The sequence below is a fragment of the Ensifer sp. 4252 genome (assembly GCF_050434565.1).
In the GTDB taxonomy this organism is placed as follows: domain Bacteria; phylum Pseudomonadota; class Alphaproteobacteria; order Rhizobiales; family Rhizobiaceae; genus Ensifer.
Genome location: NZ_JBNDIU010000004.1, coordinates 363,156 through 386,556, shown reverse-complemented (window position 1 = coordinate 386,556; position 23,401 = coordinate 363,156). Strand labels below are relative to the sequence as shown.

The 23,401-nt window shown below is 61.5% G+C and carries 21 protein-coding genes and 1 pseudogene; 9 read left to right on the top strand and 13 right to left on the bottom strand.

The window, feature by feature from the left end; translation table 11 throughout:
* Positions 1–3 precede the first annotated feature (3 nt).
* Entirely contained in the window at positions 4–984 is a 981-nt protein-coding gene (locus ABIE33_RS12910) for an ABC transporter substrate-binding protein (RefSeq protein WP_429125437.1), read from the bottom strand.
* A gap of 140 nt (positions 985–1,124) precedes the next feature.
* On the opposite strand from ABIE33_RS12910, the gene ABIE33_RS12905 reads away from it, so the two are divergent.
* The 3 genes from ABIE33_RS12905 (at position 1,125) to ABIE33_RS12895 (ending at position 2,909) form a co-directional block, all read left to right on the top strand.
* Positions 1,125–1,382, top strand: coding sequence for a hypothetical protein (locus tag ABIE33_RS12905; RefSeq protein ID WP_429125435.1), 258 nt, complete (start codon positions 1,125–1,127; stop codon positions 1,380–1,382).
* 199 nt (positions 1,383–1,581) lie between these two features.
* A complete protein-coding gene (locus tag ABIE33_RS12900; RefSeq protein ID WP_429125433.1) occupies positions 1,582–2,052 on the top strand; it encodes a carboxymuconolactone decarboxylase family protein in 471 nt (156 codons plus the stop codon).
* Positions 2,052–2,909: a sigma-70 family RNA polymerase sigma factor gene (locus tag ABIE33_RS12895; RefSeq protein ID WP_429125431.1), complete on the top strand. Its 858-nt coding sequence runs from the start codon at positions 2,052–2,054 to the stop codon at positions 2,907–2,909. Before ABIE33_RS12900 ends, ABIE33_RS12895 begins: the two co-directional genes overlap by 1 nt.
* A 427-nt stretch (positions 2,910–3,336) precedes the next feature.
* Here ABIE33_RS12895 and ABIE33_RS12890 read toward each other — a convergent pair whose 3' ends face one another.
* Positions 3,337–4,035 (bottom strand): TetR/AcrR family transcriptional regulator, encoded by a 699-nt coding sequence (locus tag ABIE33_RS12890; protein ID WP_429125429.1) that lies wholly within the window; start codon positions 4,033–4,035, stop codon positions 3,337–3,339.
* 197 nt (positions 4,036–4,232) lie between these two features.
* Between ABIE33_RS12890 and ABIE33_RS12885 the strand changes: the two genes are divergently transcribed.
* Together ABIE33_RS12885 and ABIE33_RS12880 are read left to right on the top strand one after the other, a co-directional pair.
* On the top strand, positions 4,233–4,718 hold the full coding sequence (locus ABIE33_RS12885; RefSeq protein ID WP_429125428.1) for a RidA family protein: 486 nt from the start codon (positions 4,233–4,235) through the stop codon (positions 4,716–4,718).
* A gap of 84 nt (positions 4,719–4,802) precedes the next feature.
* On the top strand, positions 4,803–4,985 hold the full coding sequence (locus ABIE33_RS12880) for a hypothetical protein (protein ID WP_429125426.1): 183 nt from the start codon (positions 4,803–4,805) through the stop codon (positions 4,983–4,985).
* Between the two features lie 122 nt (positions 4,986–5,107).
* Here the strand turns inward: ABIE33_RS12880 and ABIE33_RS12875 are convergent, their stop codons facing one another.
* The 3 genes from ABIE33_RS12875 to ABIE33_RS12865 form a co-directional block, all read right to left on the bottom strand.
* Positions 5,108–5,905, bottom strand: a complete 798-nt coding sequence (locus ABIE33_RS12875) for a DUF1194 domain-containing protein (protein WP_429125424.1) — start codon at positions 5,903–5,905, stop codon at positions 5,108–5,110.
* A 178-nt stretch (positions 5,906–6,083) separates the two neighbouring features.
* On the bottom strand, positions 6,084–7,622 hold the full coding sequence (locus ABIE33_RS12870; RefSeq protein WP_429125422.1) for a M81 family metallopeptidase: 1,539 nt from the start codon (positions 7,620–7,622) through the stop codon (positions 6,084–6,086).
* Positions 7,623–7,825: 203 nt separating this feature from the next.
* Positions 7,826–8,620 (bottom strand): transporter substrate-binding domain-containing protein, encoded by a 795-nt coding sequence (locus ABIE33_RS12865; protein ID WP_429125420.1) that lies wholly within the window; start codon positions 8,618–8,620, stop codon positions 7,826–7,828.
* A gap of 247 nt (positions 8,621–8,867) precedes the next feature.
* Between ABIE33_RS12865 and ABIE33_RS12860 the strand changes: the two genes are divergently transcribed.
* The gene (locus ABIE33_RS12860; protein ID WP_429125418.1) at positions 8,868–9,785 is read left to right on the top strand and encodes a LysR family transcriptional regulator; all 918 of its coding nucleotides are present in this window, start codon (positions 8,868–8,870) and stop codon (positions 9,783–9,785) included.
* Between the two features lie 187 nt (positions 9,786–9,972).
* Positions 9,973–10,476 (top strand): GrpB family protein, encoded by a 504-nt coding sequence (locus ABIE33_RS12855; protein WP_429125416.1) that lies wholly within the window; start codon positions 9,973–9,975, stop codon positions 10,474–10,476.
* Positions 10,477–10,609: 133 nt separating this feature from the next.
* Here the strand turns inward: ABIE33_RS12855 and ABIE33_RS12850 are convergent, their stop codons facing one another.
* The 5 genes from ABIE33_RS12850 to ABIE33_RS12830 all read right to left on the bottom strand — a co-directional run bounded on the left by ABIE33_RS12850 (position 10,610) and on the right by ABIE33_RS12830 (position 17,621).
* Positions 10,610–11,800, bottom strand: a complete 1,191-nt coding sequence (locus ABIE33_RS12850; protein ID WP_429125414.1) for a TCR/Tet family MFS transporter — start codon at positions 11,798–11,800, stop codon at positions 10,610–10,612.
* A 427-nt stretch (positions 11,801–12,227) separates the two neighbouring features.
* Complete coding sequence (locus tag ABIE33_RS12845; protein ID WP_429125412.1) at positions 12,228–13,040, bottom strand: sulfite exporter TauE/SafE family protein; 813 nt, start codon at positions 13,038–13,040, stop codon at positions 12,228–12,230.
* 118 nt (positions 13,041–13,158) lie between these two features.
* Complete coding sequence (locus ABIE33_RS12840) at positions 13,159–13,632, bottom strand: VOC family protein (protein WP_429125410.1); 474 nt, start codon at positions 13,630–13,632, stop codon at positions 13,159–13,161.
* A gap of 508 nt (positions 13,633–14,140) precedes the next feature.
* On the bottom strand, positions 14,141–15,481 hold the full coding sequence (locus ABIE33_RS12835) for a DUF1214 domain-containing protein (RefSeq protein WP_429125408.1): 1,341 nt from the start codon (positions 15,479–15,481) through the stop codon (positions 14,141–14,143).
* Positions 15,482–15,662: 181 nt separating this feature from the next.
* A complete protein-coding gene (locus tag ABIE33_RS12830; protein ID WP_429125406.1) occupies positions 15,663–17,621 on the bottom strand; it encodes an elongation factor G in 1,959 nt (652 codons plus the stop codon).
* Positions 17,622–17,895: 274 nt separating this feature from the next.
* Here ABIE33_RS12830 and ABIE33_RS12825 point away from each other — a divergent pair, with 274 nt between their 5' ends.
* Both ABIE33_RS12825 and ABIE33_RS12820 read left to right on the top strand, forming a co-directional pair.
* Positions 17,896–18,579 carry a glutathione S-transferase family protein gene (locus tag ABIE33_RS12825; RefSeq protein WP_429125404.1) on the top strand — a complete coding sequence of 228 codons (684 nt, stop codon included), beginning with the start codon at positions 17,896–17,898 and terminating at the stop codon, positions 18,577–18,579.
* Positions 18,580–19,209: 630 nt separating this feature from the next.
* Complete coding sequence (locus ABIE33_RS12820) at positions 19,210–20,763, top strand: arylsulfatase (RefSeq protein WP_429125402.1); 1,554 nt, start codon at positions 19,210–19,212, stop codon at positions 20,761–20,763.
* A gap of 397 nt (positions 20,764–21,160) precedes the next feature.
* Here the strand turns inward: ABIE33_RS12820 and ABIE33_RS12815 are convergent.
* The 3 genes and pseudogenes from ABIE33_RS12815 to ABIE33_RS12805 all read right to left on the bottom strand — a co-directional run.
* A pseudogene (locus tag ABIE33_RS12815) lies at positions 21,161–21,487 on the bottom strand (SphA family protein); the annotation flags it as partial.
* Between the two features lie 28 nt (positions 21,488–21,515).
* Complete coding sequence (locus ABIE33_RS12810) at positions 21,516–22,379, bottom strand: hypothetical protein (protein ID WP_429125400.1); 864 nt, start codon at positions 22,377–22,379, stop codon at positions 21,516–21,518.
* Entirely contained in the window at positions 22,376–23,185 is an 810-nt protein-coding gene (locus tag ABIE33_RS12805; protein ID WP_429125399.1) for an alpha/beta fold hydrolase, read from the bottom strand. Before ABIE33_RS12805 ends, ABIE33_RS12810 begins: the two co-directional genes overlap by 4 nt.
* Positions 23,186–23,401: the final 216 nt, after the last annotated feature.

Genomic DNA, 23,401 nt, shown 5'->3' with positions numbered 1-23,401 from the left:
CGATCAGTTCGTGCCGAAGATGCCGGAGAAGGTCTTGAGGTCGGCGTCGGAATTCTTCACCGCCGCGGCCGCATCGATCGGCAGAACCTTGATCGTCTCGCGCGCCGGGTAGCCCTCCGGCAGCGCCACGCCGTTGCGTGCGGGGATATAGCCCATCTTCACCGCGGTCTTCTGCCCCTCTTCGGAGATCAGGAAGTCGACGAACTTCTTGGCGGCTTCGGCATTTTTGGCGGTCTTGAGGATGCCGACCGGCTCGGTGACGGCCGACACGCCTTCCGCCGGGAAGACGAACTCGACCGGCGCGCCCTTGGCCTTCTCGCGGATCGCCATGAAGTCGACGATCATGCCATAGGCCTTCTCGCCGGTGGCAACAGCCTTCAGCACGCCGCCATTGCCGCCGGCGGCCGTCGCGCCGTTTTCGGCCAGCGCCTTGTAATAATCCCAGCCGAGGCCGTCGATACCGGCAAGCGTCTGCGCGTGGATGAGGGCGGCACCCGAAGTCAGCGGGCTCGGCATCGTCACCAGGCCCTTGGCGTCGGCCTTGGCCAGATCCTGCCAGCCCTCGGGCTTTGTCGAGGCAGAGGTGTTGTAGATGATGCCGGTGGTGATCATCTTGGTGGAATAATAGGCGCCATCGGCGTCATAGAGTGCGGCGGCGTAGTTTGCTGCTTCCGGCGACTTGTAGGCGAGCAGCTGGCCCGCTTCCTTCAGGCGCTGCATCGTCACCGTGTCGGCGATCAGAAGCACGTCGGCAACCGGGTTGCCGGCTTCGATTTCGGCCATCAGCTTGGCCATCAGCTTCGTCGTGCCTTCGCGCACCCACTCCACCTCAACGCCAGGATTGGCCGCCTTGAAGGCGTCGACCGTCGCCTGTGCATCCTCGTTCGGCTGGCTGGTATAGAGCACCAGGCTTTCGGCAAAGGCGGCGGTGGAAAGCAGCGAGGCGACAAGCGCACCGGCAACGACGGAAACAAACGATTTCATCGGCATATCCTCGGTTCAAGATGGCGCCGAGCCTTAGAGCCGGTGTTTTACAGGGGTGTGACAGGGTCGCCGGCCAAGACACCCTTGACAGCATCGGCAAGCCGCGAAATCGTGCCCGCCAAACGGGTGGAGATGTTGTGATGGATACTTTGCTGAAAGTGGCCGGCGCTCTGGTCATCCTGATCTCGGCTGGCGCAGCTGTGGCCGTAACCATGCCGTCCTTCGGCGCGCCGGCTGTCATGCTGGCCCTGCAAGGGGCGCTTCCGGCCATCGGCATCGGCATCGCCCTTGCCGCCTTCGGTTCGATGCTCGGCCAATTGAAGCGCATTCGCCTTGCCGCCGAGCGGCAGGCCGATCTGTTTCAATCCATTCTGGACCGCCGCCAGCCCGCGAAATAGCCGCACCGATCGCGATCGGCCACAGCTTCATCCGGCCATCGGGTGAGACCGTGGGCTCACCCTGCACGTCTCTTGGCCGTGCGGGAAACAACCCGCCTCCGGGCCCGCCAAAAAAATCTCGTGAAAAAATCTTCGCCGATGTCACAGGGGCCAATCCTGTCTCGTCATGTTGTCGGAACCAACGAAAGGAAACGGAACCATGACTGCCAAGATCGACCTTTTCGCCGCTGCCCCGCAACTGATGAAGAGCTGGACCAGCGTCTCGATGACCATCGCCGCCAGCCTCGAGCCTGATCTCATCGAACTCGTCAAGATCCGTGCATCGCAGATCAACGCCTGCGCCAACTGCATCAACATGCACACGCAGGAAGCCCGCGCCAAGGGCGAGACCGAGCAGCGCATCTACCTGCTTTCGGCCTGGCGTGAGGCCCCCTGCTATTCCGAACGCGAGCGCGCCGCGCTAGGCTGGACCGAGGCGCTGACTCGCCTTTCGGAGGGCCATACCCACGAAAGCGCCCGTCAGGCCCTGAACGAACAGTTCACCGAGGAGGAACAGGTGAAGCTCACGCTCATGATCAACGTCATCAACGGCTGGAACCGGTTGGCCGTCGGCTTCGGCCTTTGGGTCGAGCCTGCAGCGGCAAAGGCAGTCGCCGAGGCGGCCGCCTGATGGTGGGCAACGCCCGCGAGGACGCAGCGGCGGGTTTCGACCCGCTGCGTCCAAAACTCATGCGTGTTGCCTATCGCATGCTCGGCTCGGTTGCCGACGCCGAGGACATGGTACAGGAGGCCTTCATCCGCTGGATGGGGGCCGACCGCTCCGCGGTGCGCGAGCCCGAAGCCTTTTTGCGCCGCACCGTCACCCGGCTCTGCCTCGATCAGTTGAAGTCGGCGCGACGCCAGCGCGAGACCTATGTCGGCCCTTGGCTTCCCGATCCCGTCGTCGAGGAGGAGCCGGAGGAAGATGTCACCCTGCCCCTGATGCTCGCTCTGGAGCGCCTGTCGCCGCTCGAGCGCGCCGCCTTTTTGCTGCACGACGTCTTCGGCCTTGGCTTCGAGGAAGTCGCCGCAACCATCGATCGTGATCCGGCCGCCTGCCGCCAGTTGGCGGCCCGCGCCCGCACCCATGTCCGCGAGGCGCGGCCCCGCTTCCACGTCGAGCAGCAGCGCGGCGTCGAACTTGCCGAAGCCTTCTTCACGGCCTCACGCAGCGGCGACCTGAAGGCGCTCGGCGCCATGCTCGCCTCCGATGTCAGCATCCACGCCGACGGCGGCGGCAAGCGCCCGGCAGCCATGCACCCGATCCTCGGCTTCGACGCGGTTCTCGGCGTGCACGAAAAACTGGCGATCGCCTTCCGCACGCAGACCTCGACACTCGTTCGCGCCGGCTTCATCAACGGCTTGCCCGGCTTCGTCACCCGCGAAGCCGACGGCGAACTCCAGTCGACAGCACTCGAGATCGAGGACGGCAAGGTCGTGGCGATCTATATCGTGCGCAATCCCGACAAGCTGGGGCATCTGCATTAGAGCGCTTCATCTTTAAACAGAAGCATTCTGCCGGAAGGAATTTCGGCCAGGACCAAGGCGGCTGGCGAAGAGCGCAGCACAAGCTGCGGTCAAGACGGCCGCCGCCGGTAATGGCCGAAATTCATCCGGCCCTTCGGGTTGGCTGAAAACGGCCGCCCACTGTGTCGGATGGCTTGCCCGATGGATCCGCATCGCTCTGCGCCATCCTTCGTGTGGAACGGCCGTTTTGAGCCAACAGAATCGCTTCCGTTTTAAAGATGAAGCGCTCTAGGCTCGGCGCCCTTGTCAGTTGGGACGGCGCGACCGCCTTTGGCCCAAGCGGACATTGTAGCGTGCTCGGCGACAGGCATGAACGGAGCTCTGTCGCCGCACGAGCGCAGAATGGCGAGGCAATCCCGAGCCGTCCCATCCAGGATTTGACGAGTATTCATTGCCCCGGAGCGAGGCCATCAAGCAGGAAGTCGAGGCCTTTCCGGAAAACGCCGTCCCAATCGTTATCCAACAGCAGACGGGAGCGTTCGATTGTCGGGTAGTGTTCGCTGAGACGTGTAAGGCGCTGCTGCCCGGCGGCCCTGTCCTCGTCCGAGAGGTCGAAGCTCGCGCGGGTGATGGTCGCGCCGATCACATAGTTCCACAGCGACCATATCGCGACGTTCAAGTCCGCGTCCGCGACACCGGCTTCGGACAGTGTCTTGCTCAGCAGTTCCAGGCGACCGAGCATGTTCGGGCCGAGCGCCCGACGCGGCAACAGCGATGCCGACCAGGGATGGCGCAGCATGCTCGCGCGCCAGTCTTCGAGCATATGAACGACGTCCGCGCGCCAGTCTTGAGACTCAACTCTTTGCGAGAGCCCCCGATATTCGAGCACCGAGTCGAGCGCCAGATCAAAGACCTTTTCCTTGTTGTCGACGTGCCAATAGAGGCTCATTGCGCCCGCGCCGAGGCGATCGGCCAGCCGACGCATCTTCAATCCGTCGACCCCTTCGGCATCCAGCAGTTCTACCGCGGTCGCCACGATCCGTTCCAGCGAGAGAGGCGGCTCACTGCGCGGCTCCTGCACGGACTGGAGTGACGCGCGCTCCCGCTGAGGCCGCTTGCTCTGGGTGCCGCTACGTTTGGCTGCCATCGGTTTTCCTTGCTGATCAGAACGTCGTTTTAAGCCGACAATGCGACGAATGTCGATTCTGACCGATTGACTCGTACGACGTACGATGCGAATTGTTCGTACAGCGTACGAGTCAATCATATGAGCGATGAGTTAAAGGTCAATCCTGCAGGCCGCGAGGGTATTTTGCCCGCGGTCCTCAGAGCCAGGAGCAAATCATGTCACACGCAATCAAGCATCTGCTTATCGGAGGGCTAATCATCATGACCATGGCAGTTCCCACGGCGACGACAGCAAATGAGAATCTCAAGCTGACCATCGTCAACCCGCAAAACCTCTACGACCCGACGCCGAATGGCTACAGCACGGCGGTGATTGTGCCCCGCGAAGGCCGGCTGGCCTATATCTCCGGACAGGGCGGCCAGGACAGCACCGGCGCCTTGTCGCCCGATTTCGCCGTCCAGGTTAAGCAGGCCTACGCAAATCTGCGCACCGCGCTTGATGCACTCGGTGCAAGGCCGGATCAGGTCGCCAAGCTGACGATCTTCGTGGTCGATCACGATATGTCCAAGCTTGAGGTGCTGACCAAAAACGTCAAGGAAATGTTCGGCGAGACCCTGCCGGCGCAGACTCTCATTCCCGTCCCCAAGCTTGCAATCGACCCCATGCTCTTCGAGGTCGAAGCCGTCGTCATGTTGAATTAGGGGTGGCGGCGGACGCGATCGTCAGCGGTAAGAACGGGTGCGATGGGTACCTACGGGGAATGTCGTTGGGCCAAGACGCAAGTAATGTCCGCTCGTGGCGCGAAGCGTCCGTCGGGACTTTTCCGCGAGCACGGCTCCAATCTCGCCCGCGCCGGCCTCGTCACCCGCGAGGCCGGCGGCGAGCTGCAGGCGACCGCGATCGAGGACGGCCAGGTCGTGGCGATCCATATCGTCCACAATCCCGACAAGCTCGGGCATCTGGATTAGCGTATTTCCAGGGACGGTACGAAGCGGTTACCCATCCTGAAATAGGTGGCGTCGGCCGGGGGCCTGTCAGATCGGACGGCGCGACATCGTCTGCCCCAAAGCAGACATCTCTGCGCACAGAACTATTGCCCAATGCGGCGCTCCTGCATTTCCTCGCCGACAAAGCAATTGTAGCCCGCTCGGTCGTCGACGCGTTGCAACAATGGCTCGAACCGCTGCAGGTCGCTGACGTTCGGTCCAAGTATCTCGATAATGAGCTTGCTGAGAATAGCCGCCGCAAAGTCGCCAGGATCTGAGACTTTCAACAGAAAGGCCCCATCTCCACCGATCACACAATTCTCGTAATAGGCGTCGAGGTCCGGAATCGATGCGGAATCCTGGCGCGTCAACATGATGGGCAATCCATCAATCACGATGCCTTGGGCGACAGTCGAATTACGGGCAACGGGTACCGGGACACCGGAGTTGTTCGGCCCATCTCCGGATATGTCGACCACGCGTCGCATTCCCTGGAACGGGCTGATTGGGAAGAGGTTTCGTGAAAATGCCAGCGCATTGGAAATCGAGGTGAACGATATCTTCCTCATCGGTTGCTGGCGCAGAGCATCTGCGAATTGACCCGCAGTGCCGGGGCCATCGATGAGCGTCCACGGCACGATCTGGACAGCAGAGCCACCCCACTCAACGTATGTCACGGCGATTTTGCCGAAAGGCCCACCCTCAATTGCATTGACGAGTTCGGGCTGGAGAAATGCATTCACATAGCCTTGACGCTGCGCTCGCTGTTCGTCGATCTCCATTGAGTAGGAGACATCAACGGCAAGAACCAACTCAAGATCGACGTCAAATGGAGAAAGCTGAGCGGGTGTGCTGCCCCCCAGAAGGCCAAAGCAGACAAGAAGCGCGCATTGCCGTTTCATCGCGATCGGAAGCCCAGTGCACGATGATATTACGCCCGTTCAGCGCGCCCGCAATGCGGGGATGCCGACACGGAGTAGCCGCTGGTACGATGGTTCGCCGCTTTCCCGCTCGACACAGGAGGCTCGAAGCAGAAAGTGCCCCATGCCGCCGCCAGCCGGCCGGCCGGCAATCAGGCCGTCACGCCAGGACCTCCGCGGTGACGGCCGGCGCGACGATCCCCGCCTCCCGATCCAGCGGATAGACCGGCCGGCGCACGCGCCTGTAGGTGCGCGCCCCGATATTGGCGGTGCTGAGGCCATCGGCGTCGACCTCGATGATCTCTGACGCAATCGGCCCGAAGGCGGCGCGGAAATGCTGCTGGGACTTGACGACGACGATGTCGTAATGACCGGGCTCGATGCCGACGGCGCGAAACAGGTTCTGGTCGAGCAGCTGCTGTCGCTCACTCGAAATCAGGATGTCGATGCCGGCGACATGGAAGCGTACGCTTGGGCCGAGCGACGCCGGCAGGCCCTGGAACATCGGCCCCTCGAAGATGATCCGGCCATCGGAGATCGCCTGCACCGTGCCCTTCACCCGGATCGGCCCGCCGCCGACCGCGGGATCGATCTTGCAGCCGAGCGTCACCTCTCGCTCGGCGCCGAGGCCAGCCTCGATCAGTTCGGCCACCACTACCGGGTCGCACATCGCCCCGAAGGCGGCACTCGTGACGCCCGCCTGCAGCAGGCCCGTGAGCAGGCAGGTGGAATCGCTATAGGCGCCGCATCCAGGATTGTCGGAGAAATCGGCGATCACCAGCGGCCCGGGCTTGCGCTTGGCGGCAAAATGTTCGGCAATAGCGCCCGGCAGCGCGGTGAGCGGCAATTGCTGATCCTGATGTTCGCGCCGTTGCCAGATCTCGTCGCAGAGCCGCTCCGCGTGCGCAATCGCATCGGCGTCGGCAACCCGCGCTTTGTCGTAGCAGATCACCGCCGAAGGTCCGGTGTTGTGGATGTCGGCATCGTAGAAGCCGGCATTGACAGAGGTCGCAAGGATACCATCCTCACCCGCAATCGCATCGGCAATCTCCAGGAGCTCGGTCATGGCGCAGGCGTGGGTGGTGCGGCCGTCATTGCAGCCGTTGATCATCGGCGGTTGGCGGATGGCGATGGCGGGCGCGATCTCCCTGCGCATCGCCGCCTCCAGCAGCGCCCCGGCCTTCAGCGCGCATTCCGCCATGTCGATATGCGGATAGGTGCGGAACGACACGGCAATGTCGAGAAGGGCTGCCATCTCCGACGCGGAATTCGCATGCAGGTCGAAGGTGGCGGCGATGGGCAGGTCAGGCCCGACGATGCCCCTCACCGTCTGAAGCAACTGGATCTGCGCGTCGTCGGCAGTCTCCGTACACATGGCGCCGTGAAAGACGATGAAGACCCCATCGAGCTTCTGGCCGTCAAGCGCTGCCGTCACATCGTCGACGAAGCGCAGCCGCGTCGCCTCGTCGACGCGGCCGCCGGGCTCGGCCCGTGCCGCCACGGTATAGACCGGCTCCCAGCCGTAGCGGTCGCAACAGTCGATGAAGCCGCCGATCTCCGAATTGGTGCCGCGGCAATTGTCCTCGATCGCCGCGCCCTTGAAATAGTGGCACATCTCAAAGTCTTTAAAGCCGGTCTTCAGCTTCGAGAACGTGTTGGTTTCCTGGTTGAACTCGAGAACGGCGACCTTGAAGCTCATCGCATGCACTTTCATTTTATGGATTGGGGCATTCTGGATAGGATCGATCGACGTGCGGGCGCTGCGAGCGCCGGGACACTGCGAGCGCCGGGGAAGCGCGAACACCCCGGCGCCGCACCTTGCGATCAGGCAACGGCCTGTCGCTTGGAGCGAGATGAAGAAAAGTGTGTGCGGTTTTCAGCCCGCATCCCGCGCATCGCTATCTAGCGAAAATACTCGGTCGTGCTTTTCGGACGCACCATGATGTCGAAGTCGAAATACTGCTTGCGGATCTTCTCGTAGGTGCCGTTCGCCATGATCGCGTCCAGCCCGGAATTGAGCTTGGCGAGCAGTTCATCATTGCCCTTGCGCACCGCCATGGCGTTGCCCTGCGCCGTATCGAGGATGAAGCTGTCGCCGACGAAATCGCAGCAGCCGCTGTCATCCTTGGCCAGCCAGTCCGTCAGCGCCATCTGCCCTTCGATGATCAGGTCGAGGCGGCCGTTGGCCATGTCGAGAAACACTTCGCTGAGCGTCGGATAGAGCTTCACTTCGCTATCGGGGAAGAACTCCTGCAGCGCCTCGACCGCCACCGAGCCGGACTGCGTGCCGATCACCTTGCCCTTCAGCGCCTCGGGCGAAACCGCGGTCAGCCCCAGGTCCTTACGGGCGATGAAGCGCATGGCGTTGAAATAATAGGGCTTGGTGAAGTCGACTTCCTTCTTGCGGTCCTCGTTGATTGCCATCGAGGCGATCATCACGTCGAACTTCTTGGCCTGAAGGGCCGGAATGATGCCGGACCACTCGTTGGTGCTCCACACGCATTCCACCTTGATCTCGGCGCAGACCGCCTGGCCGATATCGTAGTCGAAACCCTTGATCTCGCCGCTCGCGGTCACATAGTTGAAGGGCGCATAGTCGCCTTCGGTGCCGATCGAAAGATTGTCCGCCGCAAGGCTGGTACCTGATATCGCGCAGGCGAAGAAAAGTGCTGCCGCACTCATGAACTTCTTTTGCATCTGGTTCCCTTTGTTTTTCCTTTCGGCGCCTCCCGGAAGATCGCCCGCAAAGCCGCGCATCGGGCAGCGCCCAACGCGGATTTCGCTCGCTATTCCCTGAGCTTGCTACCGATTGTTATTGCGTTTTCGCTTTATTATTCATCGACAATGGGGGATGCGGCAGTGCTTCGCAATGTCAAAGAAATAATCCCAGCCATCCAAAAAATTCATATATGCTTGAGGGAATGGACAACTTCCGGAGAAGCCCATGCGCGATCTGCCGAGTCTCAAATCCCTGCGCGCCTTCGAGGCGGCGGCGCGCAATGGCAGCCTGACGGCGGCGGCAAAGGAATTGTGCATCGGCCAGGGCGCCATCAGCCACCAGATCAGGATTCTCGAAGACAATCTCGGCCTCAGCGTTTTCGTCCGGAAACAGCACGGCGTCGAGCTGACGCCCGAGGGCGCCCTGCTCTTTGCCTCCTGCAACCGCGCCTTCGACGATCTCGAAGGTGTCGTCCAGCATATCCGCCCACGCAACACCCAGAAGATCCTGCGGGTGAAGGTCGGCCCGTTCTTCTCGATGAAGCTGATCGCGCCGCGCATCTCCGGGTTTCTGGCCGAAAATCCCGGCCTGCAGATCCACCTCTCCCATCTCGAAACCAACACGCCCGCTTCCGGCACCGCCGACGTGATCATCGACTATTGCCTGCACCCGCCGCCCGCCCGGTTTTCGCAGCGGCTCTTGCGCGAACGCCTGGTGCCGGTCTGCGGCCGCGCCGTCTGGGAGGGGCAGACCGACAAGCACGACCTGCTCTCGGGCAACCGCCTGCATTATCGCGGCCTTCAGGAATGGCAGAGCTGGATCGCCTCTTCCGGCCTCAGGCTAACGCCCAGCCGCCAGGATCTGATCTTCGACGACCAGCACATCATTCTGGAAGCGGTGAAGGAGGGACAGGGCGTGGCGCTGATCGACCGCACCATGGTGGAATATGAGCTCAGATCCGGGCAGATCCGCCTGGTGCACGACCACTATTATGAACCGGCCGAAACCTACCAGTTCGTCTGTCAGGAAGAACTGTTCCGCACCAAGCCGGTAACGAAGAGCTTTCTTGGCTGGCTGCTGCAGGAAATCGACGACCGCCAGCGCCGCTATGCCGAGATTGCCCCGTCCCACACCGGCAGCTGAGGCGCCGTCGTGCCGCGCGGCGGTCGATGAAAATCTTACCCTGCGGATGACGAAATTGCTTTGCCGGAGCCAGTTGCAATTGCGGCAAGAGGAAACGCTGGACGTCTGCGCCATCACAATTGCTTCGCGCTCACCCTGATTGCTACAATTTACGGATACAACTTTCCAGGGAATGAGGCCTTTCGCTATGGCGTTGACAAGTAAAATCTCTCCCTACGACCCGCTGTGGCCCGCCATGTTCGAAAACGAGAAGGCTCGCCTGCTTCAGATATTTAAGGCTGAGCTTGTCGGCATTCATCATGTAGGAAGCACCGCAGTTCCCGGCCTTTCAGCGAAGCCAGAAATTGATCTTCTGGTGGAGGTCTTGGATCATCGAAACCAAACGGGCCGAGATAGCTCAATGCGCGCACTCGGATACGTTCGTGGATCGAACCTCTCAGATGGGCACCACTTCTATCGCCGCGATATCGAAGGCATCAGGACGCACAAGGTACACATATGCATAACTGGCCATTGGCAGATCCAGCGAATGCTCCGATTCCGCGACCTGTTAAGAAACGACCCGATTGTGAGACAGCAGTACCAGGATCTGAAGCTGCACCTGGAGGCCACCAATCGCGAAGGTATCGCAGAATATCTCGCGAAGAAGGCGCCGTTTATCGACATGCTGATCGGATCGCGCCCGGAGTAGGCCGAACAAGGGCAGCCGAGGTCAGTGCTGGATCTCCCACGGTCCTGTCGCATGTGCCGATCAAGACGGCGATCAGCCGAAATTCATGCTCGACGTTGCCCTGATGTGCGAGCCGCTTCGAGCGCAAGCGCATCTACCCCGCCGACGCTGGCTTCGGCCCCAACCGCAAGCCGAAAACCAGAGGCACGGCGATCGCATAGACAACCACGACCGATAGCCAGATCGCACCCGGCCATTGCTCCCTGACGACGAAGTAGAAGCTTGAAAACGCCAGCGGGCTGACGATCGAGGCAAGGCTGACCGCGGACGCCAGCACGCCCTGGAACTGGCCTTGCTGGCTGTCATCCACCTGGCCGGTCGCCAGAGCCTGCAGCGCCGGCACGCCGATGCCGCCGAGCGCGAAGACCGGCATGATTGCAAAGATCATCCAGCTCTCCGTCGCAAACGCCATGACGACAAGCGCGACGCATACGCCTGCGACACCCGTCAGGATCGTTGCGCGCTCGCCGAGCAACTTTACCGCCGGACCGGGGAGAAAGGCCTGGGCAAGGGTCTGGCAGACGCCGAAGGTGCCGAGCGACAGGCCGACCCAGAGCCCGTTCCACTGGAATGTATCGCTGCCCCAGAGCGCCCAGCAGGTGCCGTAGGCCTCGCCAGTCGCGCTGAAGATGAAGAAGGTGATGATGACGGGAAGCAGGCTCTTCATAGAAAACACCCAGCGCAACGGCCGAAGCGGGTTCAGCGCCGAAAGATCGAGCTTCTCCCGGCTGGGTGCGCGCGACTCCGGCAGGATGAAGAATGCCAGCAGCAGGTTGCAGCCGTTCAAGACGGCCGCCGCGATGAAGGGCAGTCGCAGCCAATAATCGCCCAAGGCACCGCCGAGCACGGGGCCGACGATGAAGCCGATACCGAACATGGCGTTGAACAGGCCGAAGCGGCGGGCCCGTTTGTCCTCGGGCGAAATGTCGGTGATGTAGGCCATCGCCACGGAGACGTTGGCACTTGTCAGGCCTGCGATCGCCCGGCCGATGAACAGCATCCAGAGACTGGGCGCAAAAGCCAGGAACAGGTAGTTGATAGCGGCACCGCCAAGGGAAATCAGCAGCACCGGCCGACGGCCGAGCCGATCGCTCAGCGCGCCGAGCACCGGCGCAAAGACAAACTGCATGGCCGCGTAAAGCGCGGTCAGCGTGCCGATGTAAGGCGCGACGTTGTCAGCGTGGGTAACCTCCGTGAGCAGCGAGGGCAGGATGGGGAAGATGAGGCCGATGCCGACGGCATCGAGCACAATGGCAGTGAAAATAACGATCAGGGATTTGGTCATGGCACGCTCCGGCGGACGCGAGCATGCGGGCGCCGTCAGGCGCCAAGCGCTCGCGATCAGGGCTACGCACATTTCCCCGCATCGGATCGATTCAAGGGGAAATCATGCAGCGAGTTTAAAGGCTTACAGCGTACTGAGCGCCATATTTGACGCACGGCGCTGTAAGATGTGGCAGGTATTTGCTTTTGGGAGCCGCTGGCCGATCCATGCTCAAGAGCGCACGGATGACATGTGCTTGACCGCCTGGACGCCAATTCGTCCACCTGTTTACTCCGCCACTGAGCGGATCAAGGGAAGCGGTCGCTTTTCGCGACGGACGACAATTACGCCAGACGACGGCGCGCGACAAGCCTATTTTTCAGGGCCGGTCGAGATGTCTCGACTGCGTTCCGCACCCCGTGACGCACCACAAATGCGCGTGCTTCAATCAGGTGTGTCGCCAGACCTTTGCGGCAGAGATTAGCAAAATCACAGCGAGAGCCGGCAACAGGACGCCGTTCGGCACGACACCTAACAGCAAGCCGCCGATGAAGGTGCCCACTATCGAGCCGACCGCCATCATAACGAGGAAGCGCCTATTCCGTCCTAGAACGGCGAAGCTTTGATCGCGGCTGTATCGGGTAAAGCCGACCAGCATCGTCGGCAGGCTCACGGCCAGTGAAAGGCTGCCGGCCAATTTTATGTCCGCGCCGAACAGCAGCACAAGGGTCGGAACAAGCAGTTCGCCGCCGGCCACGCCCAGGAGCGAGGCGACGATCCCAATGATGAAGCCTGCCACGACGCCCGCAACAAGCTGCGCCGATCCAGTCAAGAGTGGCTCGCCTGACGTCGCATCATGGCCCACAACCAGAATGACCGCGATTGCCACGAGCAAAACCGCGATGACCTTATAAAGGGTTTCGGACTTGAGACGCGTGGCCCACCCTGCCCCGAACCATGCGCCCAACAGGCTTCCGGCGAGCAGATTGACCACAATGGACCAGTTATCCGCAATCGCTCCGAACGGCACTGTGGCGGCCCGGAACGGAAGGGCCGTTGCAACGACGACCAGGCTCATCGCCTTGTTGAGGACGACGGCTTCCAGAGCGGCGAAATTGAACAGGCCAATGAGCAGCGGCAAGCGGAACTCGGCGCCGCCAAGGCCGATCAGGCCGCCGAGTGCGCCGATCATTGCGCCTCCGCCGAATGCTGCCGGCGCACTGCGCGCAGGAGTGGTGGATGTGTTGGCAGCGGTTTCCATGAGCGATATATATGCAGAAATCTAACGGCATGGATAGCAACGGAATACCGGCAAGTGTCTCAAATTGTGCACCACTCGATCTGTTTCACGCCAGGGCCTTGCCGATCGCCCGGATGCCTCAGCCGCGCCGCGCCGCTTCGATCGCCGCCACGTCGATCTTCCTCATGGTCATCATTACGTCGAAAGCCCGCTTTGCCTCCGCGCCGCCTATAGCAAGCGCCTCGGTCAGCACGCGCGGGGTGATCTGCCAGGATATGCCCCACTTGTCCTTGCACCAGCCGCAATCGCTCTCCTTGCCGCCGTTGCCGACGATGGCGTTCCAGTAGCGGTCGGTTTCTTCCTGATCGTCGGTCGCGATCTGAAAGGAGAAGGCCTCGTTATGTGTGAACGCAGTGCCGCCGTTGAGGCCGATACAGGCAACACCGGCAACGGTGAACTCGACAACCAGGACATCTCCCTCTTTGCCACTGGGGTAATTTCCCGGCGCGCGGATGACGGCGCCCACAGCACTGTCAGGAAAGGTCGCAGCGTAGAAGCGTGCGGCCTCCTCGGCGTCCTTGTCGTACCATAGGCAGATCGTATTCTTGGCCATTGCATCATCCTCTCGCTGTTTGCTTCCCAGTCCCCTGAGATATGGCGCGCGCCGTCATTCTCCAGTCCGCGCCGGCCATTTGGAGAAAAGGCTGCCGGAGGTCCCTCTCGATTTTTCTGCCTGACGCTGCGCGCGACACCCGGGCGGCCAACGTACATCCGGATCTCGACCGGTACCGCCGGCATGCTCGTCCGGAGAGCCGGAAACCGAGCATCTGCGTCAAGCCGAGCGCAACCATTCCAAGTCCGCCTGCCTGGACGGCCGCGACGGACAGTGTCCACGGGCAGGCCCACCAAAGCGTGATGTTCCGCATGAACAGTTCGCCCGTCGGCCACCGGGCACCGGGCACCGACGCAGTAGTGGGCAACGATGCCGAAGGTCAGGAAAACCCCGAAGATGAAGAGGGCGAGCCCCCATTTGGCAAAATGTGCACCGAGTTGCATGGCTGTACCTCTCAACGACGGCCTCGGCTGCCCCCTTGAGCGTTACTTCGCCATGCGCGAAAAAATCAGTTCAGCTTGATCAGGGCGGGCGGCCAGTACGTGCCGTTCGCCACACCGTCGAGCGGGCCGTAGAAGCGGAATGTCAGGCGGAACTTCTGCCCCTTGGGGATCGGAAGCCAGTTTCCATCAGGAGCGTCGGCGGGCTTGTCGGTTGCGAAATAGAGCGTAAGCGAACCGTCCGAACCGTATTCCGGATGTGTCTGCTCATTGAGCAGGTAGCGATTCGACGGGTTCGGCAGCACGCGGAAGTGGACGTTGTCGACTGCGATGACCGACCAGAAATACTTGGCAAAGCGCGACGGCAATGCTTGCCTGGGGAAGGTCATCTTGTAGGCGTGGTCTCCGGTCAGGTCGCCGCCACTCTCGTCCTTGCCGCCGCGGTAGTAGAGAACCTCCGGCTTGACGTTCGCCCAGATGCCGCCGTTGTTGACCAGCGTCCGTGCCAGATAATCGAGGCCATATTCTCCAACGACGCCCGGACGCGCCCATCCGTTTTGAACGACGCCATGCCCGATCGTCTGACCCGCCTTGCCGATCTCCGCGAAGGCATGCTGCTTGATGATGCCATCGACGCGGCTGCGCTCTTCCGCGTTGTCCTTGATGGCTGCCGCGATCTCGCGAACGTCTGCCTGCCGTTTCTCGAGCCCGACGCTCAGGTCCGGCTCGCCATCGAGGGCCGGAACAGCGGCCTCGAATGCCTCGACGCCCGGCAGTTTGTCGAGGTCGAAGATCGGCGTCTTCGGAATATCCGGCAGTTTTGGCGCGCCGGTCGCCTGCAGCTTGAAATCATGCTGCAGCGCCACGGCCCGATCCGGGTCGCTGCCAAGCGCGATGCGGGCAAGGACCCGGGCATGCGGAACCGGCAGATCGATGCGCAGCGCGTCTGCCGACAGGTCCACCTTCGCCCCTCGCAGACATACCGCAAATTCACCCGAAGCCCTGCCCGGAAAGAGGCGCTCGTTGATATTGGCGAGCGTCTCGCCCCAACCGTTCAAGATTTGGACGGTATAATAGCGGTCGTTGATTTCGGGAACCGTGACGATGGTGCAACTGCTCTCGTCGACCGCGACCCAGGCCTCGGAATAGGCGACATCCAGGTTCGGATTGGGCCAGTCGACCGCACCGGGCTTCCTGTGGACCAGCTCGTTCCACTTGAAGCCTTCCTGGAAGTCGAGCTGCTGCTGCCGGGTGATCAGCAGGCGGCCAAGAAGATAGATATAGGCTTCGCTGATTTCCTCGTCCGTCGCCTGCTGCGCGCGCGCCGGAGCATCACCAATCACGGGTGCGCCGCCAAACACCAGGCCGGACATGAGCAACAGACTGACGGTGTACTGCAATCGGTTCACGGTCGCTCCTCCCTGCTATCGCGGTGACAATGCGCTTTGCCGCGTAACTGGAAAAGTACGTTACAGTTACAACGCGACCATATGGCTTCGAGCGACAGGCGACCCAATACCGTGCTCGAGCCCAAAGCGAGGCCGGTTCAGTTTTTCTGCCCGCGCCCCAGCGAACGCCTTTCCGATGCGCTCATCCGGCCTGCGCCGTGCCATGGGCATGGATCACCGCCTCGGCCTCCTTGCCGTAGAGCTCCTCGAAATGGTCGAAGTTCTTGGAGAAGTAGCCGATCCCTTGCGTTGCAGAACGCAGCGCCCGTGCCAGCTCGTCGAGCGCCGACCCAGGTACCAGGGCGCGAAAAACGTCCCAGCCCTTGGCGGCTTCGTCGCGGTCGAAGCCGAGCACCTGGCCCTTGAAGGTCGAGACAACCGGCACCAGGCTGCCGGAATAGATCGACGGGATGTGGATCTCGACGCGCACCACCGGCTGCATCAGCACGGCGGAGGCTTGCGACAGCGCCTGGCGCACGCCCATCTTGGCAGCAGCCCGGAAGGCGAATTCGGAACTGTCGACCTGATGGTGCTGGCCATCCGTCAGCGTCACGCCGACATCGATGACCTGAAAGCCGAGCGGCCCCTTCTCCATCGCCTCGCGCGCCCCCGCCTCGATCGCGGGAATGAAGTTGCGCGGCACCGCGCCGCCCTTCACCGTCTCGTTGAAGCTGAAGCCGCCGCCGCGCTGGTTGGGGTGGACGCTGAGCTTGACGTCGGCGAACTGCCCTGCTCCGCCCGTCTGCTTGCGGTGGCGGTAGTGCACGTCTGAGGGTTTGAGCACCGTCTCGCGATAGGTCGGGCTCGGCGGCCTGTCGGTGACGCCGACATGGAAGACGTCTGCCAGCGTCTTGCAGAGATCGCGCAGATGCACCGGCCCCTGCACGCAGATCAACTGCGCGCCCGTGCCCTCCTCCTGCATCACCTTGAGGCTGCGATCTGTCTCCGCCAGCTTCGCAAGCGTACCGGAAAGCTTGGTCTCGTCGCGCTCGCTGTCAGGCACCAGGATGCGCTCCAGCATCGGCGTCGGCGGCACTGTCCAGTCCGGCGCTTCGGATGCGGCAGTGCCGGTCAGAAGCGCCGGCACCGGCAGGTGGTCGGATTTGACGGCGGCAAAGATCGTGCCGGGCTCAGGTGTTCCTGCTGCAAGCGGCTTGCCGGTCGCCGGGTCCTGCACCGAGCCGACACTGCCGCCGCCGAGTGCAGCACCCTGCTTGATGCCGCTCGAAAGCGCGCGGACCAGCACGGTCTTGCCGACATTCTGGCGGTGATAGGCGTGAAAACTGACGGCGGCCAGGCTCGCTTCGGGAATGTTCCCTGCCTCGCCCAGCCTTTTCCGCAGCGCGTCGACCGGCGGCGCCTCGTGCCTCAGCGCCTTCATCAGCCGCAGGATGCCGTTGCTGTGACTTGCCGCGCCGACCAGAACAGGAATGATCCGGTTTTCCCTAAGCAGCCGCGAGGAAATGGCATAGATCGTGTCGCTGCCTGGCTCGCGATCCTCGATCAGCTCTTCGAGCAGCCAGTCGTCGAATTCCGAGAGATGCTCGAGCAGCTCGGTGCGCGCTTCCTTCTCGCGCTCCAGCGTCGTATCCGGGATCTCGATCAGCGCCGAGGTCTGGCCCTCGCGATAGCGCCAGGCGCGCTCCGAGATCAGGTCGCAGCTGCCGACGATCTTGTCGCCCTCGCGGATCGGCACTTGCCGCAGGATCAGCATATGGCTGGAATAGTCCTGCAGCGCGGCGATGACATCCCGCAATCGGCCCCGCGGCTCGTCCATGCGGTTGACGAAGATGATGCAGGGCGTGCCCGATGCCTCGATCACCTTGAGATAGGGCGCCGCCAGCACCGCCTCCTCCGGCGCCGGCGAGACGCAGAGCACGCAGGCGTCGCTCGCCAGAAGCGCGTGCTGTGCATGTGCGAGCGCCTCGGTGCCGCCGGGCGCATCGACCGCACACCAGGCTTCCTTGCCGATCTCGAACTCGGTGATGTTCAATCCGTAAGGTGACGTGGCCTTTCTGGAGCTTTCCCCCAGCGCAGCCAGTTTTTCCACCAGCGTGGATTTTCCGGTCTGCGAAGGCCCAACTACCGTGAAGCAGCGCATCGGCGATCCTCCCCCTGTCGTAGGGCGCCGTGCGTTTCGACGCCCTGCCTTCTATTAATTCTAGCGCATCTTTTGGGCTTTCAATGGCCGTGCGCAAAAACGAAACACGTGGAGCGCTTCAAAATACGTCGGACGAGGCTCAAAACACCTCAAAACTGATTGCAAAGCCGAACCAGTTTTGCAATAACTGCCCTGGCAAACCTGCCCCATCAGCGTTGCACGGAGCTACCGGATGCAACGCAGGCCTGAACCGTCAACACCGGAGATTGTCCGCATGTCGCTCACGCTTTATCTGCATCCGCTCGCGTCCTTCTGCCACAAGGTGCTGATCGCGCTCTACGAGAACGACACGCCCTTCGAGGCAAGCCTGGTGGACCTTCTTGACCCCGTGGAGGCGGCCCGCTTCGCTGAGCTCTGGCCTGTCGGCAAGATGCCGGTGCTGCGCGAAAGCGCCCGCGACGTCATCATCCCGGAAACCTCTGTTATCATCGAGTATCTCGATCACCATTATCCCGGCAACCAACCGCTGATCCCCAGGGATACCGACGCGGCGCTGCAGGCGAGACTCTGGGACCGTTTCTTCGATCTCTACATCCACGTGCCGATGCAGAAGATCGTCACCGACACGTTGCGCGCCGAGGCTGAGAACGATCGTCGCGGCGTCGCCGATGCCCGCGCCACGCTTGGCGTGGCCTATCGCATGGCCGAACGGCATTTCGAAACCAACGCCTTTGCCGGCGGAGCCGCCTTCAGCCTTGCCGACTGCGCTGCCGCCCCCGCTCTCTTCTACGGCGGGATTGTCGAGCCTTTTGCGGACGCCTATCCGCATCTTTCCGCCTATTTCGAACGGCTGCTCGAACGCCCGTCAATGAACCGCGTGCTCGACGAGGCGCGGCCCTATTTCCACATGTTTCCCTACAAGGATCTCATGCCGGCGCGGTTTCTTGCCGGAGCCTGAAAGGAATTCTGGAAAGCCAGAATCCTCAACGGCTTCCAAAAAAGTGCGACAAAATACCTACCCCTGACGTCGCCCTGCTTTTTCCTCGGTGTGTCCCACGCACATCGGTGAAATTGCCCCTGGAGGGCCCGCGAAAGAGCAAAATCAATTGGCTACCGAAGGTTAGCCAAGGCGAATGCTCTCGACGAACCTTTTTTGGAGTTCGCCAATGCGGGTTCGATGCGGTCGAGATGTTTCGATTTGCTATCCCGCTTCAGCATCGGCAGATCGATCGGCTTTTCATCAATTTTGTAACAGTAACGTACTTGCGCAGCTACTAAAAAACGAGAAGCTGCGCCGCGTGCATCAAGGATGCACAGAATGCAAGAACAGCGTTCGGGATTGCCCCCCGCGGCTCGGCAATAGTCGCGCGCATCCCCCTATCAAATTCGCAGCCACATCCACACAACAGATGAGGACCTGATCATGATAGACCAAGCTGATCGACCATATTTTTTAGGTAGACCTAGGCTAGGCGCTGGAGGTCGAGCAAAGCTGCTCGCGACAGCCGCTGCTGCGTTTACGTTCGTCGCCATTCCTTGGGGGTCGGCGACTGCTCAAACGCCCCAATCTGCAAAACCGAACATTCTCATGATTGTCTCCGATGACACGGGTTTCGGCGATCTTGGACCGTATGGCGGTGGCGAAGGACGCGGGATGCCGACGCCTAACATCGACAAGATGGCAGACAGTGGCATGACGTTTTTTAACTTCTATGCGCAGCCGAGTTGTACACCTGGCCGCGCAGCAATGATCACGGGGCGAATTCCCAACCGCAGCGGCATGACAACCGTCGCGTTCCAAGGCGAAGGCGGCGGCCTGCCTGCGGCCGAATGGACACTTGCGTCCGTCCTCAAACTTGGCGGCTACGAAACCTATTTTACCGGCAAGTGGCACCTTGGCGAGGCAGACTACGCGCTGCCGAACGCCCAGGGATTTGACGTGATGAAGTATTGCGGGCTGTATCACCTGAACGCCTACACCTACGCCGATCCAACGTGGTTTCCCGATATGGACCCGAAGCTGCGGGCCATGTTCCAGCGCGTGACCAAAGGCGCTTTGTCAGGCAAAACGGGTGAAAAAGCTGTAGAAGAGTTCAAGATCAACGGCCAATACGTCGATACGCCAAGCGTGAACGGTGCACCGGGCGTTGTCGGTATTCCGTTCTTCGACAGTTACGTCGAGAAGGCTGCCCTTGGCTTCCTTGACGACGCATCCAAATCCGACAAGCCATTCTTCATCAGCGTCAACTTTATGAAGGTGCATCAGCCGAACATGCCTGCACCGGAGTTCGAGCATAAGTCGATGTCGAAATCGAAGTATGCCGACAGCATCGTGGAACTCGACACCCGCATTGGGCGCATCATGGATAAGCTCCGTGAGACCGGCTTGGACAGAAACACCCTCGTGTTCTACACCACCGATAACGGCGCCTGGCAGGATGTGTACCCTGACGCCGGTTACACCCCATTCCGTGGCACCAAGGGTACCGTCCGCGAAGGCGGCAATCGCGTTCCCGCCATCGCTGTCTGGCCGGGCAAGGTCAAACCACACGGCAAGAACCACGACATCGTCGGTGGGCTTGACCTGATGGCGACTTTCGCCGCTGTTGCCGGCGTTGCCCTGCCGGACAAGGACCGCGAGGGCCAGCCGATCATCTTCGACAGCTATGACATGTCGCCGATCCTGCTCGGTACGGGCAAGTCGGAACGCACATCCTGGTTCTACTTCACCGAGAACGAACTTTCACCCGGCGCTGCCCGCGTCGGCAACTACAAGGCCGTGTTCAACTTGCGCGGCGACGACGGTCAGTCGACTGGAGGACTGGCGGTCGATTCGAACCTTGGCTGGAAGGGCGCGTCCAAATATGTCGCAACGGTCCCGCAGGTCTTCGATCTCTGGCAGGATCCGCAGGAGCGCTACGACATCTTCATGAACAACTATACGGAACGCACCTGGACGATGGTAACCATCAGCGCCGCGATCAAGGAGCTGATGCAAACCTATGTGAAATATCCGCCGCGCAAGCTGCAGAGCCAGAGCTATGCCGGTCCGCTCGAGATCTCGAAATACGAGCAATTCCAGTGGATGCGCGATCAGTTGAACAAGGAAGGTTTCAACATTTCCATGCCAACGGGCAACTAATCACGTCGACTACTGCATGTTTCCTTAAATCGTATTCGATTCAAGGATAAAAACATGCAGCAATTCAAAGTGCTACAGCGACCTTGGCGCGTCTCACAAGACGCGCGGCGCTGTAGGGAAAGTGGTGTGGCGTCAAGAGAGGTACGGGACCGATTTCCGCCCCCGTCTTGGCAACGACACCACACTCCCGCTGCCGGCATAAAGAGGATGTCGATGTTTCGTGAAGGTTCTCAATAATCGGCGAACCGCTCTCGGAGTTCTCTATGGGAAGTAATCTCAACCTGCCGCGAGAATGGTAGCGGAGCGCGGTCTCGCATGGCCCACAGATTTCGTTCGGCCGGTTCGTTGCAAAGCGGGCGGTCCCGGAGGGCCTCGGCAATCGCGACGTAAAGCGAACCTAGTCGACCTGCTTTGGCGGCGTGCCGATCGGGAAGGACACGGTCACGAAGCCGGCGGTGCCTTCCATGCGGTTCTTCGCGGCGAATTCCTGGTAGACCTTCAGCCGCAGCGAGACCGGGGTCTCGCCCATCTTGAAGTTGTAGCCGACCGTGCCGCCGAGTGCCGCTACCCGGCCCTTGAAGTCGCCGAGCCGCGCGCCCGAGCCGCTGTCGCCCGTCACCTGCTGGTAGAAGTAGCCGATGAAGCCGGCCGAAAATTGCGGCGTGAAATGCTTGGAAAGCGCCCATTCCGTGTGAAATTCGGTGCCGGTGCGGTAGTCCGTCGCCGGGTTCTCGCCGTCGGGCGGCGTAAAGCTAAAATTGCGGCTGCGGCTCGGCCTGTCCGCTGCCTTCCGGGCCGCTGTCCGTCGCCTTCGCCGGCTCCAGAACCTCGAGCGTGCGCGCCAGTTCCCAGGCCGCCTGAAGTTCGGTTCCAAACAGCGCAATGCTGACATCAATCGGCTCAAGCCCCAGGCGCGAGGACGGTATTTGGCGGCGGCCGATCTCGTCCTGTACCCGATAGAGATCGGCGCGAACCGCATCGACATTCAGCCCGAGCGAATGCAGCACGATATTGATCTTGCGTTGCAGGTAGCCACGCGGACCGGCGCTAAGCTCCGAGCGCAAGCCCAGGATCGACAGGAAATTGACGAGGAAGAGATAGCTGTCTGCCCCGAGATCGCCCTGAGGATAGCGAGGCAATGCGCGCATCGTCTCGGAAAAGCGCGGCCGCGAGCACAGGAAGATATCGATGCGGAGCGCCGTGTCGATCAAATCAGTCCATTCCGCCTCGCCGAGCGGGCCAAGCCCATCCAGCTCATGATCGACGTTGAAATAGGGCATCGAGCGCCTGGTGAGGATAAGCGCCAGCCGCACGGTGGAAGGCGACATCGGCGAACCGCGTGCGGCCTTCTTATCCGCCGGGCGTACGACGGCGGCATCCGGCACACCCCGTTCGATCTCGCCACGGCTTGCCAGATATTCGTAGCGCAGCATCGACGTCTGGAGATAGGCGAGCCAGGCAATCCTGACCGGGCGGGAGACGGCCCAGCGCGCAAGCAGATAAGCGGCGCCGAGAACGGGTGCATTGTAGAGGCGAAGATCGCGCCGCTCGAAACAGTTGTGCTCGAAACCGCCGAAGCGTTCCAGCGACGGATGGGACTCTGCCACGTCAGTCATCGCAGGCACTCCTCGATATCGTCGAGCACCCTGCGATAGCGGGCATCGGTCTTGCAGACGTCCGTATGGTTGCGACCATCGGCTGTGTAGGACGGCGGATCCTGCGCAAAATCACCGGGTTCCACGGTGTTTTCGTATTGGCCGATGGTGACTTTTGCCGCGACCAGGCATCGCAGCCGCCCCAGCGTCAGTCGCGTCAGCGTATTGGCCTCGGTATCCGTTATGAATCCGGAGTTCGGTCGAAGGTCTTGGAGGATCGGCACCTTGTAGAGCAAGCCGGCGTGCAGCGCCGCCAGAATGCCGTGCCCCTCAATCACCCCGATCGCGTTTTGCAGCGCGTTTGATCCCTTGTGGGCCGGGGCGAAAAGCAGCAGTTGAATATGATCGACATAGGCATCATTCACCGCCGCCAGATCCAGCGCCACATGCCGCATGATGGCACCGCCCAGCGAATGCGCCACGACGACAACCCGGTCATAGAGGAAAGGCTCGCGCTTGCGACCGTAATAGATGTAGCGATTGGAAAATTCAGCCGGCTCGGCCAGCAGCTTGCGGAAAAACTCCAACACCGAGCGACTGATCGGACGTGCCCGGCTGTGCACGCTGTCATAGCCGAGGAACAGGACGTCCGCAGTCGAAAAAAGCGCATCCCGCCGGATGTAGGCACTGGCATTGTGCCAGGTCGCCTCCGCGGCGCCGGTAAAACCGTGCAGGAAAACGATGAGCGTTCCGGGCGTTTCGCGGCACCAGAAGGCCGAACTGCCCACGCCGAAATCGATCCGGCCGAGACAATAGTGATTGCTCATTGTCCGCCCATCCAACACCTCTCTGCCGACCACTATACAAGGCCTTGCTCAATCATGCGATGCATCTATTGTAAGTAGCATTGCGGCGCGGCACGCGCGCACGTTCTCCCGTTCGATGCAGAGCCGGCATCTCATCCGCACCGTCACCTTGTTCCGTTTCCCTCCGCCCCTAGTTTGTCACCCGACGGCAAATGCCGACACCACAGGGAAGAGGAA